Source organism: Achromobacter spanius (assembly GCF_002812705.1).
Classification (GTDB): Bacteria; Pseudomonadota; Gammaproteobacteria; order Burkholderiales; family Burkholderiaceae_B; genus Achromobacter; species Achromobacter spanius.
Genome location: NZ_CP025030.1, coordinates 2,544,849 through 2,559,187 on the forward strand (window position 1 = coordinate 2,544,849; position 14,339 = coordinate 2,559,187).

At 64.6% G+C, this 14,339-nt stretch carries 14 protein-coding genes; all 14 read right to left on the bottom strand.

What is annotated here, in order from left to right; genetic code table 11:
- Positions 1–116: 116 nt before the first annotated feature.
- The gene (locus CVS48_RS11530) at positions 117–1,043 is read right to left on the bottom strand and encodes a LysR family transcriptional regulator (protein ID WP_100854573.1); all 927 of its coding nucleotides are present in this window, start codon (positions 1,041–1,043) and stop codon (positions 117–119) included.
- A 3-nt stretch (positions 1,044–1,046) separates the two neighbouring features.
- A complete protein-coding gene (locus CVS48_RS11535) occupies positions 1,047–2,096 on the bottom strand; it encodes a hypothetical protein (RefSeq protein ID WP_100854574.1) in 1,050 nt (349 codons plus the stop codon).
- 416 nt (positions 2,097–2,512) lie between these two features.
- Positions 2,513–3,508, bottom strand: a complete 996-nt coding sequence (locus CVS48_RS11540) for a Bug family tripartite tricarboxylate transporter substrate binding protein (RefSeq protein WP_100854575.1) — start codon at positions 3,506–3,508, stop codon at positions 2,513–2,515.
- A gap of 68 nt (positions 3,509–3,576) precedes the next feature.
- The gene (locus tag CVS48_RS11545) at positions 3,577–4,548 is read right to left on the bottom strand and encodes a hydroxyacid dehydrogenase (RefSeq protein ID WP_100854576.1); all 972 of its coding nucleotides are present in this window, start codon (positions 4,546–4,548) and stop codon (positions 3,577–3,579) included.
- A gap of 108 nt (positions 4,549–4,656) precedes the next feature.
- Positions 4,657–5,538 carry a LysR family transcriptional regulator gene (locus CVS48_RS11550; RefSeq protein WP_100854577.1) on the bottom strand — a complete coding sequence of 294 codons (882 nt, stop codon included), beginning with the start codon at positions 5,536–5,538 and terminating at the stop codon, positions 4,657–4,659.
- A gap of 255 nt (positions 5,539–5,793) precedes the next feature.
- Positions 5,794–6,957, bottom strand: coding sequence for an MFS transporter (locus CVS48_RS11555; RefSeq protein WP_242001313.1), 1,164 nt, complete (start codon positions 6,955–6,957; stop codon positions 5,794–5,796).
- The gene (locus tag CVS48_RS11560) at positions 6,954–7,484 is read right to left on the bottom strand and encodes a TetR/AcrR family transcriptional regulator (protein ID WP_100854578.1); all 531 of its coding nucleotides are present in this window, start codon (positions 7,482–7,484) and stop codon (positions 6,954–6,956) included. Before CVS48_RS11560 ends, CVS48_RS11555 begins: the two co-directional genes overlap by 4 nt.
- Before the next feature lie 71 nt (positions 7,485–7,555).
- Complete coding sequence (locus tag CVS48_RS11565; protein WP_100854579.1) at positions 7,556–8,473, bottom strand: SMP-30/gluconolactonase/LRE family protein; 918 nt, start codon at positions 8,471–8,473, stop codon at positions 7,556–7,558.
- Positions 8,474–8,490: 17 nt separating this feature from the next.
- Positions 8,491–9,489 (bottom strand): Bug family tripartite tricarboxylate transporter substrate binding protein, encoded by a 999-nt coding sequence (locus CVS48_RS11570; RefSeq protein ID WP_419191447.1) that lies wholly within the window; start codon positions 9,487–9,489, stop codon positions 8,491–8,493.
- Between the two features lie 57 nt (positions 9,490–9,546).
- Positions 9,547–10,521, bottom strand: coding sequence for a Bug family tripartite tricarboxylate transporter substrate binding protein (locus CVS48_RS11575; protein WP_100854580.1), 975 nt, complete (start codon positions 10,519–10,521; stop codon positions 9,547–9,549).
- Positions 10,522–10,562: 41 nt separating this feature from the next.
- Positions 10,563–11,540 (bottom strand): Bug family tripartite tricarboxylate transporter substrate binding protein, encoded by a 978-nt coding sequence (locus CVS48_RS11580; protein ID WP_419191446.1) that lies wholly within the window; start codon positions 11,538–11,540, stop codon positions 10,563–10,565.
- A gap of 72 nt (positions 11,541–11,612) precedes the next feature.
- Positions 11,613–12,683 carry a cyclase family protein gene (locus CVS48_RS11585; protein WP_100854581.1) on the bottom strand — a complete coding sequence of 357 codons (1,071 nt, stop codon included), beginning with the start codon at positions 12,681–12,683 and terminating at the stop codon, positions 11,613–11,615.
- An 11-nt stretch (positions 12,684–12,694) separates the two neighbouring features.
- The gene (locus tag CVS48_RS11590; RefSeq protein ID WP_242001312.1) at positions 12,695–13,642 is read right to left on the bottom strand and encodes an NAD(P)-dependent oxidoreductase; all 948 of its coding nucleotides are present in this window, start codon (positions 13,640–13,642) and stop codon (positions 12,695–12,697) included.
- Positions 13,639–14,322 carry an RraA family protein gene (locus CVS48_RS11595; protein WP_100854582.1) on the bottom strand — a complete coding sequence of 228 codons (684 nt, stop codon included), beginning with the start codon at positions 14,320–14,322 and terminating at the stop codon, positions 13,639–13,641. The genes CVS48_RS11590 and CVS48_RS11595 overlap by 4 nt, the downstream gene beginning before the upstream one ends.
- Positions 14,323–14,339: the final 17 nt, after the last annotated feature.

Sequence of the window (14,339 nt, forward strand, 5' to 3'; positions counted from 1 at the left end):
TACGTGCATGCTTGTCTCCGTATCGGCGCTTTTGATGCGCCATTTTTGGAGTAGCGTACGGCTGCGTCAGACCTGAAGACAAATATTATTTATCTGTGTTTTATATAAGTTTTTTCTTATGCCAGTTTTCCGCGCAGCACCTTGCGTGCGACCAGCGTGCGCAAGACGGTTTCCAGCGCGTGTTCCATGGCCAGCGTCGTGCTGTCTGGCGCGCCTTCGGCCACGCGCACAATGGATTGCATACGCGCAATGGGCGGTCGGACCAGGCGCCGTTCCCCCATGGCCTTGTTGCCACGCGCCAGTTCCAGGCCAGCGCTGTCGGGCAGGATCGCAAACGCCACGCCGTCGCGCACCAAGGCAAAATTCAGTTCGGGGTCGTTGATCTCGTACTTCACGTTCAGCGGGCAATCCAGATCCAGCGCCGTGCGTTCGATCAGGCGGCGCAAATCGTGGTCACGGTCAGGCGCCACCAGCGGACGCGACCCGATCGCGGAAAACGCCATCGTCTTTCCCGGCCGATCGAATAGCGATTCCAGTCCGAACAACGAAAACTGTTCTTCATAGACCGGCTTGCAATACAGCCCCGGCAATTCGAAGGCGTTGGGCATGAGCGCCACGTCCAGTTGCCGCGTTTGCAGCGCCACGCGCACTTCGCTGGACAAGGCCGACGACAACAACAGCCGGACGTCGGGGTAGTTCTGTTCGACGTACCGCACGAGCGGCGCGGCAAGCACCTGGGCCAAGGACCGGGCCAGGCATACCCGAACCGGCCCGCGTGGCTTGCCCGTGGGGGCCAGCACGTCGGTCTTCAGCGATTCCAATTGCTCCAGAATCGACGTGGCGCGTTGCTGCAGGCGCTTGCCTTCGGCGGTAAGTGTCACGCCCTTGGCATGCCGTTCAAACAAGGCCACGCCCAACTCGGCTTCCAACGCCGCCACGTGCTGGCTAAGCGCGGGCTGCGCGATGCGCAACGCGGCCGAGGCCAGCGACAAGCTGCCGCTGCGGGCGATTTCCAGAAAATAGCGGAGCTGGCGTGGGGTCATGCGCTATTTTGCCTTACCCATCGACAGCGGCACCCCCCAGATCGGATCTTCCATGCCTTGCTTGCCCAGCGGCGTGATCTGCATGGGTTGTAGCGTGGACAGCAACTGCCGGTGCGCGTCGCTCAAGCTGTGGCGCTGCGCGATGAGCTTCTGCGTGAAATCCATTGGTGCCGGGCGCGTGTAGACCGTGAAGTCTTCTAGCGGGCATTCGATCATCTTGGGGTCGACCGCGCGGCAGCCCGATTGCTTGTACTTGTAGCTGGGCGTCTTCATGTGCATGCGCTGGCTCAGCACCAGTTGGCCGCCCTTGAGGGTAAAGCTGGCCAAGGCCAGCTTCGGCGGCACGCGCGACTGCACTTTGATGGCGGGGATATCGCGCGAATCCGTTTGCTCGTAGTAGCCGGCGCGGGATCCCTGCGTGGTTTCGGTGTATTGCTCTTCGCCCCAACTGACGCAGTTGCCCGATGCCCGGTGCACGGCCGTGCACACCGTGCGCGTCTTGAGCTGGGTGCCGGTGGTGCCTTCGTGCCAGTTGGTTTCCTTGTAGAACTCGCGATAAAGCTCCGGCGATAGATAGGTGGTGCCGTTGGCGCCCCGGCCCGAGCCCACCGGACCGGGGCGCGCGCCCACCTGGTCCAGCAAGGCATTCAGCTTGTAGTCGTCGCCACCGGTCAGCAGGTATTTGCCGGGCGGCAGGATATGCACTTCAAAGGCCTTGAACAGGTAGGTGGCCTGCTTGTCCCGTTGCAGGGAATTGTTCTGGAACTTGCGGCCAAAGGTGATCTTCGGCTGCTGTTCGTGCATCCAGACTGTGTTGCCGGTCCACTTGGTCATCGACTCCGCGTCGTTCAAGCTGGCGTGCGGCATCACGTCGGCCACCAGCACCACGGCCATGTCGGCCTTCAGGGCCTCGCCGATCAGGTCCAGCAGTTGCGCGTAGCGCGGGTCGTCCATGCTGCCTTCGCCGTTGTAATCCGGCACGTGCACGCAGCCCGACAAGGCCAGGGCAAGCGTCAGGGCGGAAAGGGCAACGCGCGGTCGCGGCAGCGTCATGGGATCGGTCCTTTGAAGGGGCTGAGTCGGGTGAGTGACCGCGCATGCTACTGAATTGGGATGGCGCTGCAATACCCGGATGGTGGCCTGAAACATGGCGCAGGCCGGGTGGGCGCGAACCCCCGGGCGGGCGGTGCTTGCCTGCGCGGGCGGTTCGTGGCGGGAATCCTGAAATGGCGAGGGTTGCGGCCCTGTTGGGGGCTCGGATTGCCAGCTGGACCCAGGTCAAGCCGAATGGCGGGTTTGGAAATTTATTGTTGCCATTGTTTCGGCCTGGGCCTTTGCCGCCGTCCTTTGTGGTCGTCCTTGTGGCCGTCCTTTGTGGCCGTCCTTTGTGGCCGTCCTTTACGCCTTGGCCTGTATGCGGCCTGGACCCGTGTCTGCGCGAAAAACCCGTTCGTCCGCGCGTAGGGATGCTATTGCGCGGTGATCTTTGCCGACTCGATCAGCGCCCGCCAACGTTGCACTTCGCTGTTCCAGAAGGGCGCGAATTCCGCCGGCCCGCGCGCATCGACGCTAAAGCCTAGCGAGCGCGTTTTCTCCGCGACCTCGGGCCGCGCCATGATGCTGACGAGCTCTTTGCCCAGGCGTTGGACGATGGCGTCCGGGGTTGCAGCGGGCAGCATGACGGCGGTCCATTGTTCGACGTTCAGCTTCGGCATGCCTGCCTCGGCGGAAGTCGGCACATTCGGCACTTGCGGGTTGCGCGCCGCGCTGGCAATGGCAATGGCGCGCAGCTTGCCCGACTGGACGTAGGGCAGGGACTCGGCGTAGTTGCTGAAGATCACATCAAGCTGCCCGCCCATCAGGTCCGTCAATGACGGCGCGCCGCCGGCATAGGGGATGTGCAGGATGTTGGTGCCATTGATCTGGTTGAACAAGGCCAGGGACAAATGCGATGGCGTGCCCACGCCGCTGGACCCGGCATTCAATGCCTTGCCCTTCGCCGCCTTGGCCAGGTCGTCCAGCGTGCGGATGGTGCTGTTGGCCGGCACCACGACCAGGATCGGTGTCGAGGCCAATAGCGCGACGGGCTTCAGGTCTTTGGTGATGTCGAAGCGGCTTCGGTCGCGCAGCAAGGTGGCGTTCACCGAGTGCGTCATGGTGATGGCCAGCAGCGTATTGCCATCGGGCGCCGCGCGCGACACCTGTTCGGCGCCGATCATCGCGCCCGCGCCCGGGCGGTTTTCCACCACCACGGTCACGCCCAGGCGCTCGCCGAGTTGTTGGCCCACCAGGCGAGCCATGACGTCCGTCAATCCGCCCGGCGGGAAGGGCACGACGTATTTCAACACGCTGCCTTTGGCGGGGTAGTCGGCGGCGGGTGCTTGTGATTGTGCTTGTACCCCGGCGGCGGGGGCGATGGCGGCAAGCGCTAAGGCCGAAGCCAGCAACATTCTTCTGGTAATCATGTGGTCTCCTCTCCGTGTATTTTTTTATGGTGTTGCAAGGTCGGTGTTGCCAATGCGGTGTTGCGAAATCAGGCCAGCGCCGCCAGCACCTTATCGGCAACCAGGCTGCTTACCCGTTGGTTGGATTCGGTGGTCAAGCCTGCTGTGTGGGGCGTGAGGATCAGGTTTGGGCACCCCTGGAAATGCGGCGCCGGGGCAAGCGGCTCGACGTCGAAGACGTCCAGGGCGGCGCCGCCAAGCTGTCCGCCGCGCAGGGCGCTGGCCACGGCGGCCTCGTCAACAATGCCGCCACGCGCGGTGTTGATGAGGATGGCGCCCGGCCGCATGGCTTGAATGCGTGTGGCATTGAGCAAATTGCGCGTCGATTCCAATAGCGGCATGTGCAAGCTGAGCACGTCCGCCTGCGCCAGCACATTGTCCAGGCTGGCGGGGGCTGCGCCCAGCTTCGCGAACAGCGGGTCGCCATGCGCCAGTGCCGGGTCAAACGCGACCACCGACATGCCGAGCGCCTTGGCCAGCCGCGCGGTTAGTTGTCCGATCGATCCAAAGCCCAGCAAGCCCAGGGTCTTGCCCGAGATCTCGCGGCCTTTGGACAGCGCATCGCGCGGCCATTCGCCCGCCGCGACCGCCGCCGAGGATGCATAAGAGCCGCGCAGCAGCACCATCGCGGTCGCGATCACGTATTCGGCAACGCTGTTGGCGTTTGCGCCGGTGGCGGGAAACACCTGTATGCCTTGTTGTTCGCAGCCCGCCAGGTCGATGTTGTCCAGGCCGACACCCAGCCGTCCCACCACCTTGCACCGCTTGAGCGACGCCAGCAGTTCGCCGCGCACCTGCGTGCGGTTGCGCACAATCAGTGCGTCGCAAGTGGTCGCCAGTTCACACAGGCGCGGCAGGTCGTCGACCAGCTTCGGGTTGTAGGTGACGTCTGCTTTTTCCCGTAGCCGGTCGACCGCGGGTGCGTCCATGAATTCAGTCACGACGATGTTCAAAAACTCCTCCTTCCGACGGCACTGGCCGCTTGCTGTGATCCGGCCCATGCACGATGCCAAGATCCATACTAAGAAGGCGAGAGATTTATCAAAAGCTAATTTTTTTACATCTGAGCATCGGTAAATGCGATGCTCGTGGGATGACAAACACGACGGCTATTTCGCCAGCGGAGAAGATTCCCCGAATTCCCGGAAGCAGTTCACCAGCACCTGCGTGGTCCGGCTGTCGTTGTTGGCGTGGCGCACGGCCAGGCACACGGTGCGGTACAAGCCCGGCAGGTCAATGAACTTCAACGCGCCGTCGCTGCGCGCGGGGCCTTTCAGCACGGGCAGGACGGTGACGCCGATGTCATGGCGCACGATGGACAACACAGCGTCATGCGAGTCCAGCTCCATCGCGGGCCGGACCGAGACGCCGCTGTCCTGGATGAACGAATCGATCTGCTTGCCAATCCAGGTGGTTTTGTCGAACGCGATATAGGGATATTCCTCCAACGCGGCTTTGACGTTGGTGAAATTGCGCTTGGCGCTCATGACCAGCGCCAAGGGTTCGGTATACAGCTCGTGAAAGCACAGCGTCGTGGAGAAATGCGGTGGCGGCATCGAAATCACCGCCGCATCCAGCAAGCCCGCTTCCACCTGCAACGCAAGATCCGGCGACCGTTTCGCGGTAATGCGCAATTCCAGGGAGGGATGTTCGGCCCCCAGCCGCTTGAGCACATCCGGCAAGCCCCCACTCAATGTGCTGGTGATGATGCCCAGCGCCAGCCTGCCCTTGAGACGGCTGGAATTGCCCAGCGACGCCATCTCGCTTTCCAGGTCCAGGACCCGTCGGGCAAGCGGCAGGAGCTGATGCGCGCGATCGTTCAACAGGATGGAGCGGCCGGTGCGTACGAATAGCTCGACACCCAGTTCTTCTTCCAGGTTCCGAAGCTGAACGCTGACGGCCGCGGGCGACAAATGCACGGCCTGCGCGGCGGCGGTCACGGTGCCGAATTGGTGTAGCGCCAGGAAAGCGCGCAGGGAGCGGCTTTGCATGAGTAGGGTGGGGCTGTGGGGTGGCGGCTACGTTAACACGCGGGCTGCGAGGTGAAGAGCTGATTGGATGCTGCACATTAGTTTCAGTGAAAGTGCGCCTTTCAACAAATGTTGAAAGGCGTGGATTCAGTGAAAAAAGCAGCGGCTCATGCAAGTCATGTTGTAGATTCTTTCGTCTTGAAAGCGCTGAGCGCGAGGCTGCCCTGTGGGGCTGGCAACCTGAAACAGCAGCACGCAATCAACCCGCGCTGCCCGCTATCGCCCCGCCACACACGGTCGTGGATTTGCCGCTTCAGCCCGCGCGATCCCCGCCGTCAGGGCAAGGCAGGCAAAAATAGCCACCGCGTAATTGGCGGTCAGATGCTCCATCAACAGTCCGAAGACGGCGGCCCCGGCGGTCTGACCGATCGCAAGCGCCAGGAAGGCGATCGTCACGCCCGTGGCGGGCCGGTCGGGCAGCGCCTGGACGCCCCATAGCAGATAGACGCCGGTAAGCATGATGTAGGCCGCGCCAAACAGAAGGCCGCCGCCAAGGGTCAGGGCCGCCGAGGTGTCTGCGATGCCGATCATGAGAATGCCTGCTGCCATGGCCGCCAGGAATACGTGGTGGACGCGGTCCATGCCGAAGCGCGCAATCAGATGCCCTGCGCTCGCGCCCGCGATACCGGCTGCTCCAATGGCGATCCACAGCAGGCCCGCGCCCGCGCTGTTCCAGTCGAGCCGTAGCGCGACAAGCTGTGCCCCGAAGGACCAGATCGCGGTGCTGGCCGCGCCGGTCAGGAAGGCGGCGGCGATCAAACGCCGCAGCTCGCCGTTAAGGGACGGTAAGCCATGGGTATTGTTCGTGACTGTCTGGGAACCTCGCGGCAGGGTAAGCGCCGCCGCGAACGCCAGGCCGACCGCCGCGACCGCAAAGCCCGAGTAAGCCAGGCGCCATTGATCTCCCATCATCAGCGCCACGGGGCCGGACAGCACCACGCCCGCGCCTGTCCCGGCGTTGATGACGGTGTTGGTGGCGTTCTGCCGGTCCGGCTTGACCGCTGCCGTCACGGCCGCGGCCAAGGGGGGCGAGGCCAGTCCCGTGCTGGACCCAGCCAGCATCACCGCGCCCGCCAGCCAGGGTGCCGAGGGCGCGGCGGCGATGCCGGCCATGCCCGCCGCCGCGATCAGGGCCGCGACGATGGCGACAGCGCGGGGGCCGACGCGCTCGGTCAGATAGGCCGACAGCGCGATAGCGATGCAATAGCCCAGAAAAGCCCCGCCCGAGATCAAGCCGCTTAACGTTGACGACAAAGACAGTTCAGCGTCGACCTGCGGCAGGAACAAGCCGAAGGCGAAACGGGCAAAGCCGTAGCAGACGGCGATCAGCGCAAAGCCCGTTGCGCCCAGGGTAGCGGCGGGACTCAGCGCAAGACTCATTGCCGTGCCCGTTCAACCAGGGCGATGGCGGCCAAACGTGCGGCCTTCACGGATTTTGCGCCGCGATAGATGGCGGCGGCTGTCGCGCCCTCGAACAACACCAGGATCTGTTCGGCCAGCACCGGGTCGCTGCGGCCCCCGATTTCCGCCGAGACGACTTCCCGAATTTTTCGCCAGAACGCGGCCTTGTGCGCGGACACCGCATCGGCAATTTCCGGCGTGTCGCCACCGGTTTCCGCGTAGGCACGCAAGAACAGACAACCCAGGTTGTCCTCGGTTTTCATCCAGTTTTCCAGCGCCTTGAAGATCGCGTCGACGCTGCTTGCCGCTTGGATCTGCGCAAAGAACCGTTTGTCGCGCTCGGTGAGCACGGCGGCGATCAGCGCCGTTTTGCTGCCGACATGCTTGTAGAGCGTTCGGCTTGACATGCCGGCACCCTGGGTCAATTGGTCCATGCCGGTGGCCGTGAAGCCGTGTCGGTTGAAAAGCTGCTCCGCCGTGGAGATCAGTTGTGTCTTGGTATCCATGCGTCCAATGTAAAACGGTCGTTTTACACTGTCAATTCACGCGGCGGCCGCGCTTTTTTTGCTTGGCGCTGTCAGGCCTTGCGCGCCAGAGCCAGGCCCGCGTGCGGCGCGGACGCGAACAGGATTGAGCCGCTGGTCGATTCCGTGCAGAACAGCGTGCGTCTGTCTTCGCCGCCAAAGGCAAGATTGGTGGTGGACGCGCCCGTGACGCTGCGCCAGACGATGCTGGGTTCGGCGCGATGATTCAACAGCCAGACGTAGCCCAGCCCGGGGTTGCAGACTAGCAGGTTGCCTTCGGTGTCGACGGCCAGGCCATCGGGGCCGCTGGGGCCGTAAGACGTAAAGAACTGGCTGACCTTGCTGACGCTGCCATCGGGCAGCAAGGGCACGCGCCATACGCAATTGCCACGCGTGACCGCCAGGTACAGCACGCGCTCGTCAGGGGACAACGCCACGCCATTCGGGCTGGGTACGTTATCCAACAATTGGTCTAGCTGGCCGTTGGGCCGCAGTCGGTACAGCCGGCCGCCGGGATCATGCAGCCCGCTTTGGCCCTGGTCGGTGAAGTACAGGTTGCCCTGTGTGTCGAAGATCAGGTCATTGACGCCCTTGAAGCGTTCGCTGTTGCGGCGTTCCAGATAGGGCGTGACGGCGCCGGTCGCGATGTCCAGCGCCATCAGCCCGTTCTTGTAGTCGGTGATGAGCAGGCGGCCAGCGTCAAGAAACTTCATGCCGTTGGGTTCGCCGTCGTACTCGGCCACCAACGACCATTCACGGTCTGGCGTGATCCGGAACACGCGGCCCCAGGGGATGTCCGTGACGTACAGGTTGCCGGACTCGTCAAAGACCGGCCCTTCAAGAAAGGAGTCGACCGGCATGCCGCCGCGATTGGCGTCTGCCCAGGCGCTGCGGCGGGGGCGGCGCAAGTGATCGGGCATGGCCGACCAGACCTGAAGGTCAACGACTTCGGGGGCGTGCAAGCAGAACATGGCGAATCCTCCTGGGTTTACTTGGCGTCGAAGCCGATGCTGCGGACCACCTTGCCCCACATCTGGCCGCTATCGGCCAGGATGCCGCGGAACTCCGTGGCGTTGGCGGCGCGTGGCTCCGCGCCCATCTTGGTAGCGAACGTCTTCATCTCTTCCGAGGCCATGGCGGTAGCGATCTCGCGTTGCAGTCGCTCGGTGACTTCCGGGGGCGTGCCCTTCGGCACCCACAGGCCGGTCCAGTTGACCACGCCAAAGTCCTTCACGCCCGCCTCGGCAAAGGTGGGCACGTCGGGCAACACCGGCAGGCGCTTGTCGCCGCTGACGGCCAAGAGCTTTAGCTGGCCGCCTTGCACCGGTCCCATGACGCCGGTGGTGGACGCAAACTGAAAATCAATCACCTTGCCCAGCACGGCCTGGGTGGCCTCGGCCGCGCCCTTGAACGGCACGTGCATGAACTTCACGCCGGTTGCCAGGCCCAGCGCTTCCGCCGCGAAATGCGGGGTGGTGCCTGGCCCGCCCGATCCGTACGTAATCATGTTGGGTTTGGCGCGGGCTTGCGCGATCAGGTCGCCCAGTGTGCGGCTGGTGCTGTCGGCCGACACGGCCAAGGCCATGGGGGCGAAGACAAAGGCCGACACGGGTTGCAGATCCTCTGCGGGATCAAACGGCAGTTTCTTGAAGATGTACGGCAGCAGGGAGTACGTGGTGTCGTTGGCCACCAGCGTGTAGCCGTCTGGCGTTGCGCGCGCGACCTGGCTCACGCCGATGGTGCCGGTGGCGCCGGGCTTGTTTTCCACAACGAAGCTCTGCCCGGTCTGGCTGGACAGCATTTGCGCCATCTTGCGCGTGGCCACATCAACCGCGCCGCCCGGCCCGTACGGCACCACGATGCGCACCGGCCGGTTAGGCCAGGCGTCGGCCGCGTGCGAGACGGACGCGCCCAGCAGCGGGGCGGCGAAGGCCATGATCAATGCCGCGGTCTTGCGACGCGCGTAGGGGTGGGTAAGAAATGTCATTTGTCTTCCTCCGAATGTATGTTTTTTACTTGTGTATTTTCGATGGCTGGGCATGGCTCAATCTGCCTTCAGCCCCAGGTTCTCGGCCAGCTTGCGATTCGCATCGATCTCGCTGGCCAGTTGCGCGTTGAAGTCGTTGCCGCAAGTTTGGCGTGCCTGCATGCCTAGCGCGTCCAGACTCTTGGCGGTGGCGGGCGCGCGGGCGAAATCCCGGGCCACTTGCTCCAACTTTTCGCGTACATCTTGCGGCAGGCCTGCCGGCGCAAGCACGCCATACCATGCGTCGGCGGTGTACCCGTGGACGCCCGCCTCGTCGAAGGTGGGCACTTGCGGTAGCTGTGGCAGGCGTTGGGGCGCGGCCACCGCCAGCGCGGTCAGCTTGCCGGATTCCACTTGCGGCAGTACCGAACCCAGCGTGGCCAGCGAGCTATCGACTTGTCCTCCCAGCAGGTCGGCAATGGCCTGCGACGCGCCCTTGTAGGGGATGTGGTTCATGGACGTCTGCGTCAGGTTCAGGAATTGCGCCGTGGCGAAATGCCCCGAACTGCCGGCGCCCGGCGTGGCGTACGTAATGCGGCCAGGCTCCGCGCGCACCTTTGCCAGAAATGCGTCCAGTGTCTTGACGGGCAGGGCGGGACCCACGACCAGTACCGTCGGGCTGACCGCTACCGCGCAGACGGGGGTGAACGAGCGCAAGGCGTCAAATTTGACGCGACTGCTGTATAAGGCGGGGATCATGGTGTGGTTGGTTGCGCCCACCAGCAGCGTGTAGCCGTCAGGCGCGGCTTTGGTCACGGCTTCGGCGGCAAGAATGGTGTTGGCGCCGGGTTTGTTTTCCACCACGAAACTCTGTCCCAGTGCCTGCGCGGCATAGGCGGCGAAGGCGCGCGCGACGACGTCGGTCGGCCCGCCGGGGGAAAAGCCGACAACGATACGCACCGGGCGATCGGGATAGGCGGCGTGGGCGGTTTGGGAGGGTTGGGCGAAGGTCGCCGCAACAGCAAGCGAGAGGCTGACAAAGGTCTTGTTCATGAGAACTTCCTTGTGCTAACGGGGCGTGGGGGCGCGCCGGGTTATTCCTTGGTGATGCCGGCTTTGGCCAAAATGCTGGCCGAGCGTTGCATCTGTTCGTCCAGAAAGGTGCGGAACTCGCCACTTGACGAGCCCACCGGCCGTGCGCCCAGGTCTTCCAGGCTGCGGCGTACGCCAGGGTCCTGAAGCGTGGCGCGAAGTTCCTGCTCGATACGCGCGGCTACCTCGGCAGGAAGTCCCGCGGGTGCGAGTACGCCGTTCCATTCATAGACCGCGTACTGCGCTATGCCGCTTTCGGCCACGGTGGGAACGTCGGGCAGCGCGGCGACGCGCTCGGTAGAGGTCACCGCCAACGCGCGTAGCTTGCCGGCCTTGACCAAGGGGTAGGACGCCGCCATGTTGCTGAACATCATGTCCGTCTGGCCACCCATCAGATCGGTGAGCGCGGGTGCGCCGCCCTTGTACGGAATGTGCGTCAGCGCAATCCGGTTGCCCTGCGCAAACCAGGCTGCCGCAATGTGCTGGGCCGTGCCCTGGCCGGGCGTGGCATAGGTCAGGTGACCCGAGCGGGCCGCGTCGGTCAGTTCTTCAATGCGTTGATACGGCGCCTTGACCGGCACGACCAGCAGAGTTGGCGTCAGGCTCACTAACGAAATTGCTTGAAAGTCGCGCTTGCTGTCATAGCTCAGCGTCCTGTAAACGGACGGGTTGATGGCGAAGGCCGTGGCGTCGTAGAGCAGCGTGTAGCCATCGGCGGGGGCATGCGCGACATTGGCTGCGCCGATGGTGCCGCTGGCACCGGGGCGGTTTTCCACTACGACGGTTTGGCCCAGGCGTGCGCCCAGCTTTACCGCAACCAGGCGCGCCTGTGCGTCGGCGGCGCCGCCCGCGGAATAGGGCACCACCAGTTTTACGGGGCGTTCCGGGTACTGCGCCAAGGCGGTGCTGGTGCCTAGCGTCAGGGCGGCCGAAAAAAGCGCAAGGGCAGGGGTACGGATAAGCGTACGGATCGTATTCACGAGTTGTCTCCTTCGTGCATGGTTGGCTTGCGTCCTGTGCCGGCCGCTGTGCCTGGTAAGAAAATGGTGAGATCAGACGGTGGCGATGGGGGTTGCGGGGGAACCTGCCGCGCCGGGCAGGCGCAGCGGGGGGGCGGTAAGCAGGAAGCGATGGCGGCGGTGTGCACGCAACCATCGCGCAAGCGGCGTCAGCCACCACAGTTCACCTAGATGAATGCCGTTCTTGAACAGGCAGTGTTCATGCAGCGGTAGTCGGGGGCGGCGCAAGGGCGTGGAGGCCCCACTCAGGTTCACCGCTTGCACCAGCTCCACCGCAGGGTTGTCCGCGATCAAGCAGGCCAGGCGCGAATCGACGATCCAATCCAGCAGTCGGGGGTCATTGCCGTCCAGGCCGGTGCCGCTTGCGTGCAGGCGCGCGACATCCGGTTGCCCGGCCATGGCCATCAGCATGTCGGCGAAACCGGTGTGCAGGCACACCATGTCGCCGGGTTCGATCACGACGCCATCGGCCTGCATGATGCGCATGAGTCGCTCATACCCGACGGCGGTGCGTTCGCGGCCGACATGCGCTTCCAGATCGATCAGCACCGCACGGCCCTGAACGCCGTGCTCGGCCAGGTTCTCAATGCCCAGCGCACTGGCGTTCGGGCCGGGATAGCGGGCCCAGTCAGCGCTTGCATGCGGGTCGGGGGACGCTGCCGTGATTTCCACTCCGGCCCGAAAGCCGTTGTAGAACACGGCCTCGGCCTGGCCGTCGCCATCGGCATCGAAGCGGCTGCCCATATGCGCCAAGCTGTCCCACTGGGTGGAGTACTGCGTGTTCATCAGCAGCACGTCATCGCAAACCACGTCGGTAAGCAGCGGGTCTTCAGATGCGTAGGACCAGCAGTAGCCCTGCGCGCCGGCGCTCTTACCGTCGCGCAACGTGGCGTAGCGCTGCGGGGGCAGTCGTCTGGGATTCAGCGCCATGCCGCCCGGCAAGTCGAGCGGTAGCGACAGGCAGAATGTTCTTCCCTCCTGAACTTCGGCAATGCCTTGCAGGACTTTGGCGCGCGTCACCAGGTTCATGCGGCCGCGCTGGTCGTCCGGGCCGAATTCGCCCCAATTGCTGCCGTCCGGCGCGTGCTTCCATCGTTGCGGCATGATGCGGCTCCTTAGGCTGCGCTGGTGCTGCGGGCCAACACCGCCAGCACATTGCGCGCCGCCGCCACGCCCATGTTGACGTAGGCGGCGCGGGTCACCCCGCCGATGTGCGGGCTGAGGATGATGCGCGCTTCCTCTTGGAAGGGGTGGCCCGCTGCCATGGGTTCGACGGCGAAGCTGTCCAGGCCGGCGGCGGCCACCTGGCCGGAACGCACGGCGGCCAGCAGCGCGCCTTCGTCCACCAGACCGCCTCGGGCGGTGTTCACCAGGATGACGCCGGGCCGGCACTGCGCCAGCGTGTCGGCGTTGAGCAGGCCACGGTTCTCATCGGTTAGCGGGCAATGCAGCGAGATGGCGTCGGCTTCCTGCCAGAGCTGTTGCAAGGGCACCGCGTCGATGTAGGCGGGCAGGTCTTGCGCATAGGGATCATGGCCGATGACCCGCATGTTCATGCCGTGCGCCATGGCCGCGAAGCGCCGGCCGATGGCGCCCAGCCCGATCAAGCCGATGGTCTTGCCGTCCAGCTCCATGCTCTTGTGCGTGGACTTGTCCCAATGGCCGTCGCGCATGCGCGCGTCCAGCGTCACCAGCGACTTGGCGCAGCCCAACAGCAGCGCCAGCGCTTGTTCGGCCACTGCGGCGGCATTGGCGCCCGCCGCCGCGACGACTTCGATGCCGCGTTGCGCGGCGGCGGCCTTGTCGATGGTGTCGGTGCCGCTGCCGTGTTTGGAGATCACGCGCAAGGACGGCGCGGCGTCCATCGCGGCGGTGCCGACCTTGCTGTAGCGCACGATGATGGCCACGGGGTCGTGCTGGCGGCACAGGGTAACGATGTCGTCTTCGGTGGGTGTCTTGCCCGCATAGACGATGTTGAAGCCCTCCAACAGCGCCAGGGCCTCGGGGGCCAGGTCGGCGGCGGTGACGAGCAACGCCGGCTTTGGGGCGGCAGCGTGGTTCACAGCGACTCTCCTTCCTTCAACACGCCGGCGCTGCGCAGGGCGGCCGTCAGCCACTTGGCTTCGGTGTCGCCGGCCTGGATGGCGGCGATGCGGGCGGCTTCGTCGCGCACCTTCTTTTCGGCGGCGGGCAGCAGGCCTTCGATTTTTTCGCGTTCCACGACCACCAGGCCGTCGGCGTCGCCGATGATGAAGTCGCCGGCGTTGACGGTGACGCCGCCTACCGACACGGGGTGGCCGATGCGGCCGGGCACGTTCTTGGTGGGGCCATTGGGGTTGGCGCCGGCCGCGAACACCGGGTAGCCCATCTCGATGATTTCAGTGGTGTCGCGCGCCGCGCCGTCGATCACCACGCCGGCCAGTCCCAACTGACGGCAGGCGTTCATCATGATGGTGCCCATCAGCGCGGCGCTCAGATCGCCCTTGCCATCGATCACCAGCACGTCACCCGGTTTGGCCAGCGATATCGCGGCGTGAATCATCAGGTTGTCGCCGGGCCGCACTTCAACGGTAAACGCGGGGCCGGCCAGCTTCATGCCGGGGTCCAGCGGTCGGATCCGGCCATGCAGCGCGCCGCGTCGGCCGGCCACATCGGCGAGGATGGCGGGTTGCAATTGCGCGGCGCGGCGCACGACATCGGCGTCGACGCGGGGAAAGTCTTTGATGATGTCCTGGTTTGCCATGACGGCTCCTGTGTAAA

Excerpts from the sequence above, each read along its gene's own strand:
- CVS48_RS11530 (WP_100854573.1), bottom strand. The coding sequence starts at position 1,043 with ATGACCCCACGCCAGCTCCGCTATTTTCTGGAAATCGCCCGCAGCGGC.
- CVS48_RS11535 (WP_100854574.1), bottom strand. The coding sequence starts at position 2,096 with ATGACGCTGCCGCGACCGCGCGTTGCCCTTTCCGCCCTGACGCTTGCC.
- CVS48_RS11540 (WP_100854575.1), bottom strand. The coding sequence starts at position 3,508 with ATGATTACCAGAAGAATGTTGCTGGCTTCGGCCTTAGCGCTTGCCGCC.
- CVS48_RS11545 (WP_100854576.1), bottom strand. The coding sequence starts at position 4,548 with ATGGGCCGGATCACAGCAAGCGGCCAGTGCCGTCGGAAGGAGGAGTTT.
- CVS48_RS11550 (WP_100854577.1), bottom strand. The coding sequence starts at position 5,538 with ATGCAAAGCCGCTCCCTGCGCGCTTTCCTGGCGCTACACCAATTCGGC.
- CVS48_RS11555 (WP_242001313.1), bottom strand. The coding sequence starts at position 6,957 with ATGAGTCTTGCGCTGAGTCCCGCCGCTACCCTGGGCGCAACGGGCTTT.
- CVS48_RS11560 (WP_100854578.1), bottom strand. The coding sequence starts at position 7,484 with ATGGATACCAAGACACAACTGATCTCCACGGCGGAGCAGCTTTTCAAC.
- CVS48_RS11565 (WP_100854579.1), bottom strand. The coding sequence starts at position 8,473 with ATGTTCTGCTTGCACGCCCCCGAAGTCGTTGACCTTCAGGTCTGGTCG.
- CVS48_RS11570 (WP_419191447.1), bottom strand. The coding sequence starts at position 9,489 with ATGACATTTCTTACCCACCCCTACGCGCGTCGCAAGACCGCGGCATTG.
- CVS48_RS11575 (WP_100854580.1), bottom strand. The coding sequence starts at position 10,521 with ATGAACAAGACCTTTGTCAGCCTCTCGCTTGCTGTTGCGGCGACCTTC.
- CVS48_RS11585 (WP_100854581.1), bottom strand. The coding sequence starts at position 12,683 with ATGCCGCAACGATGGAAGCACGCGCCGGACGGCAGCAATTGGGGCGAA.
- CVS48_RS11595 (WP_100854582.1), bottom strand. The coding sequence starts at position 14,322 with ATGGCAAACCAGGACATCATCAAAGACTTTCCCCGCGTCGACGCCGAT.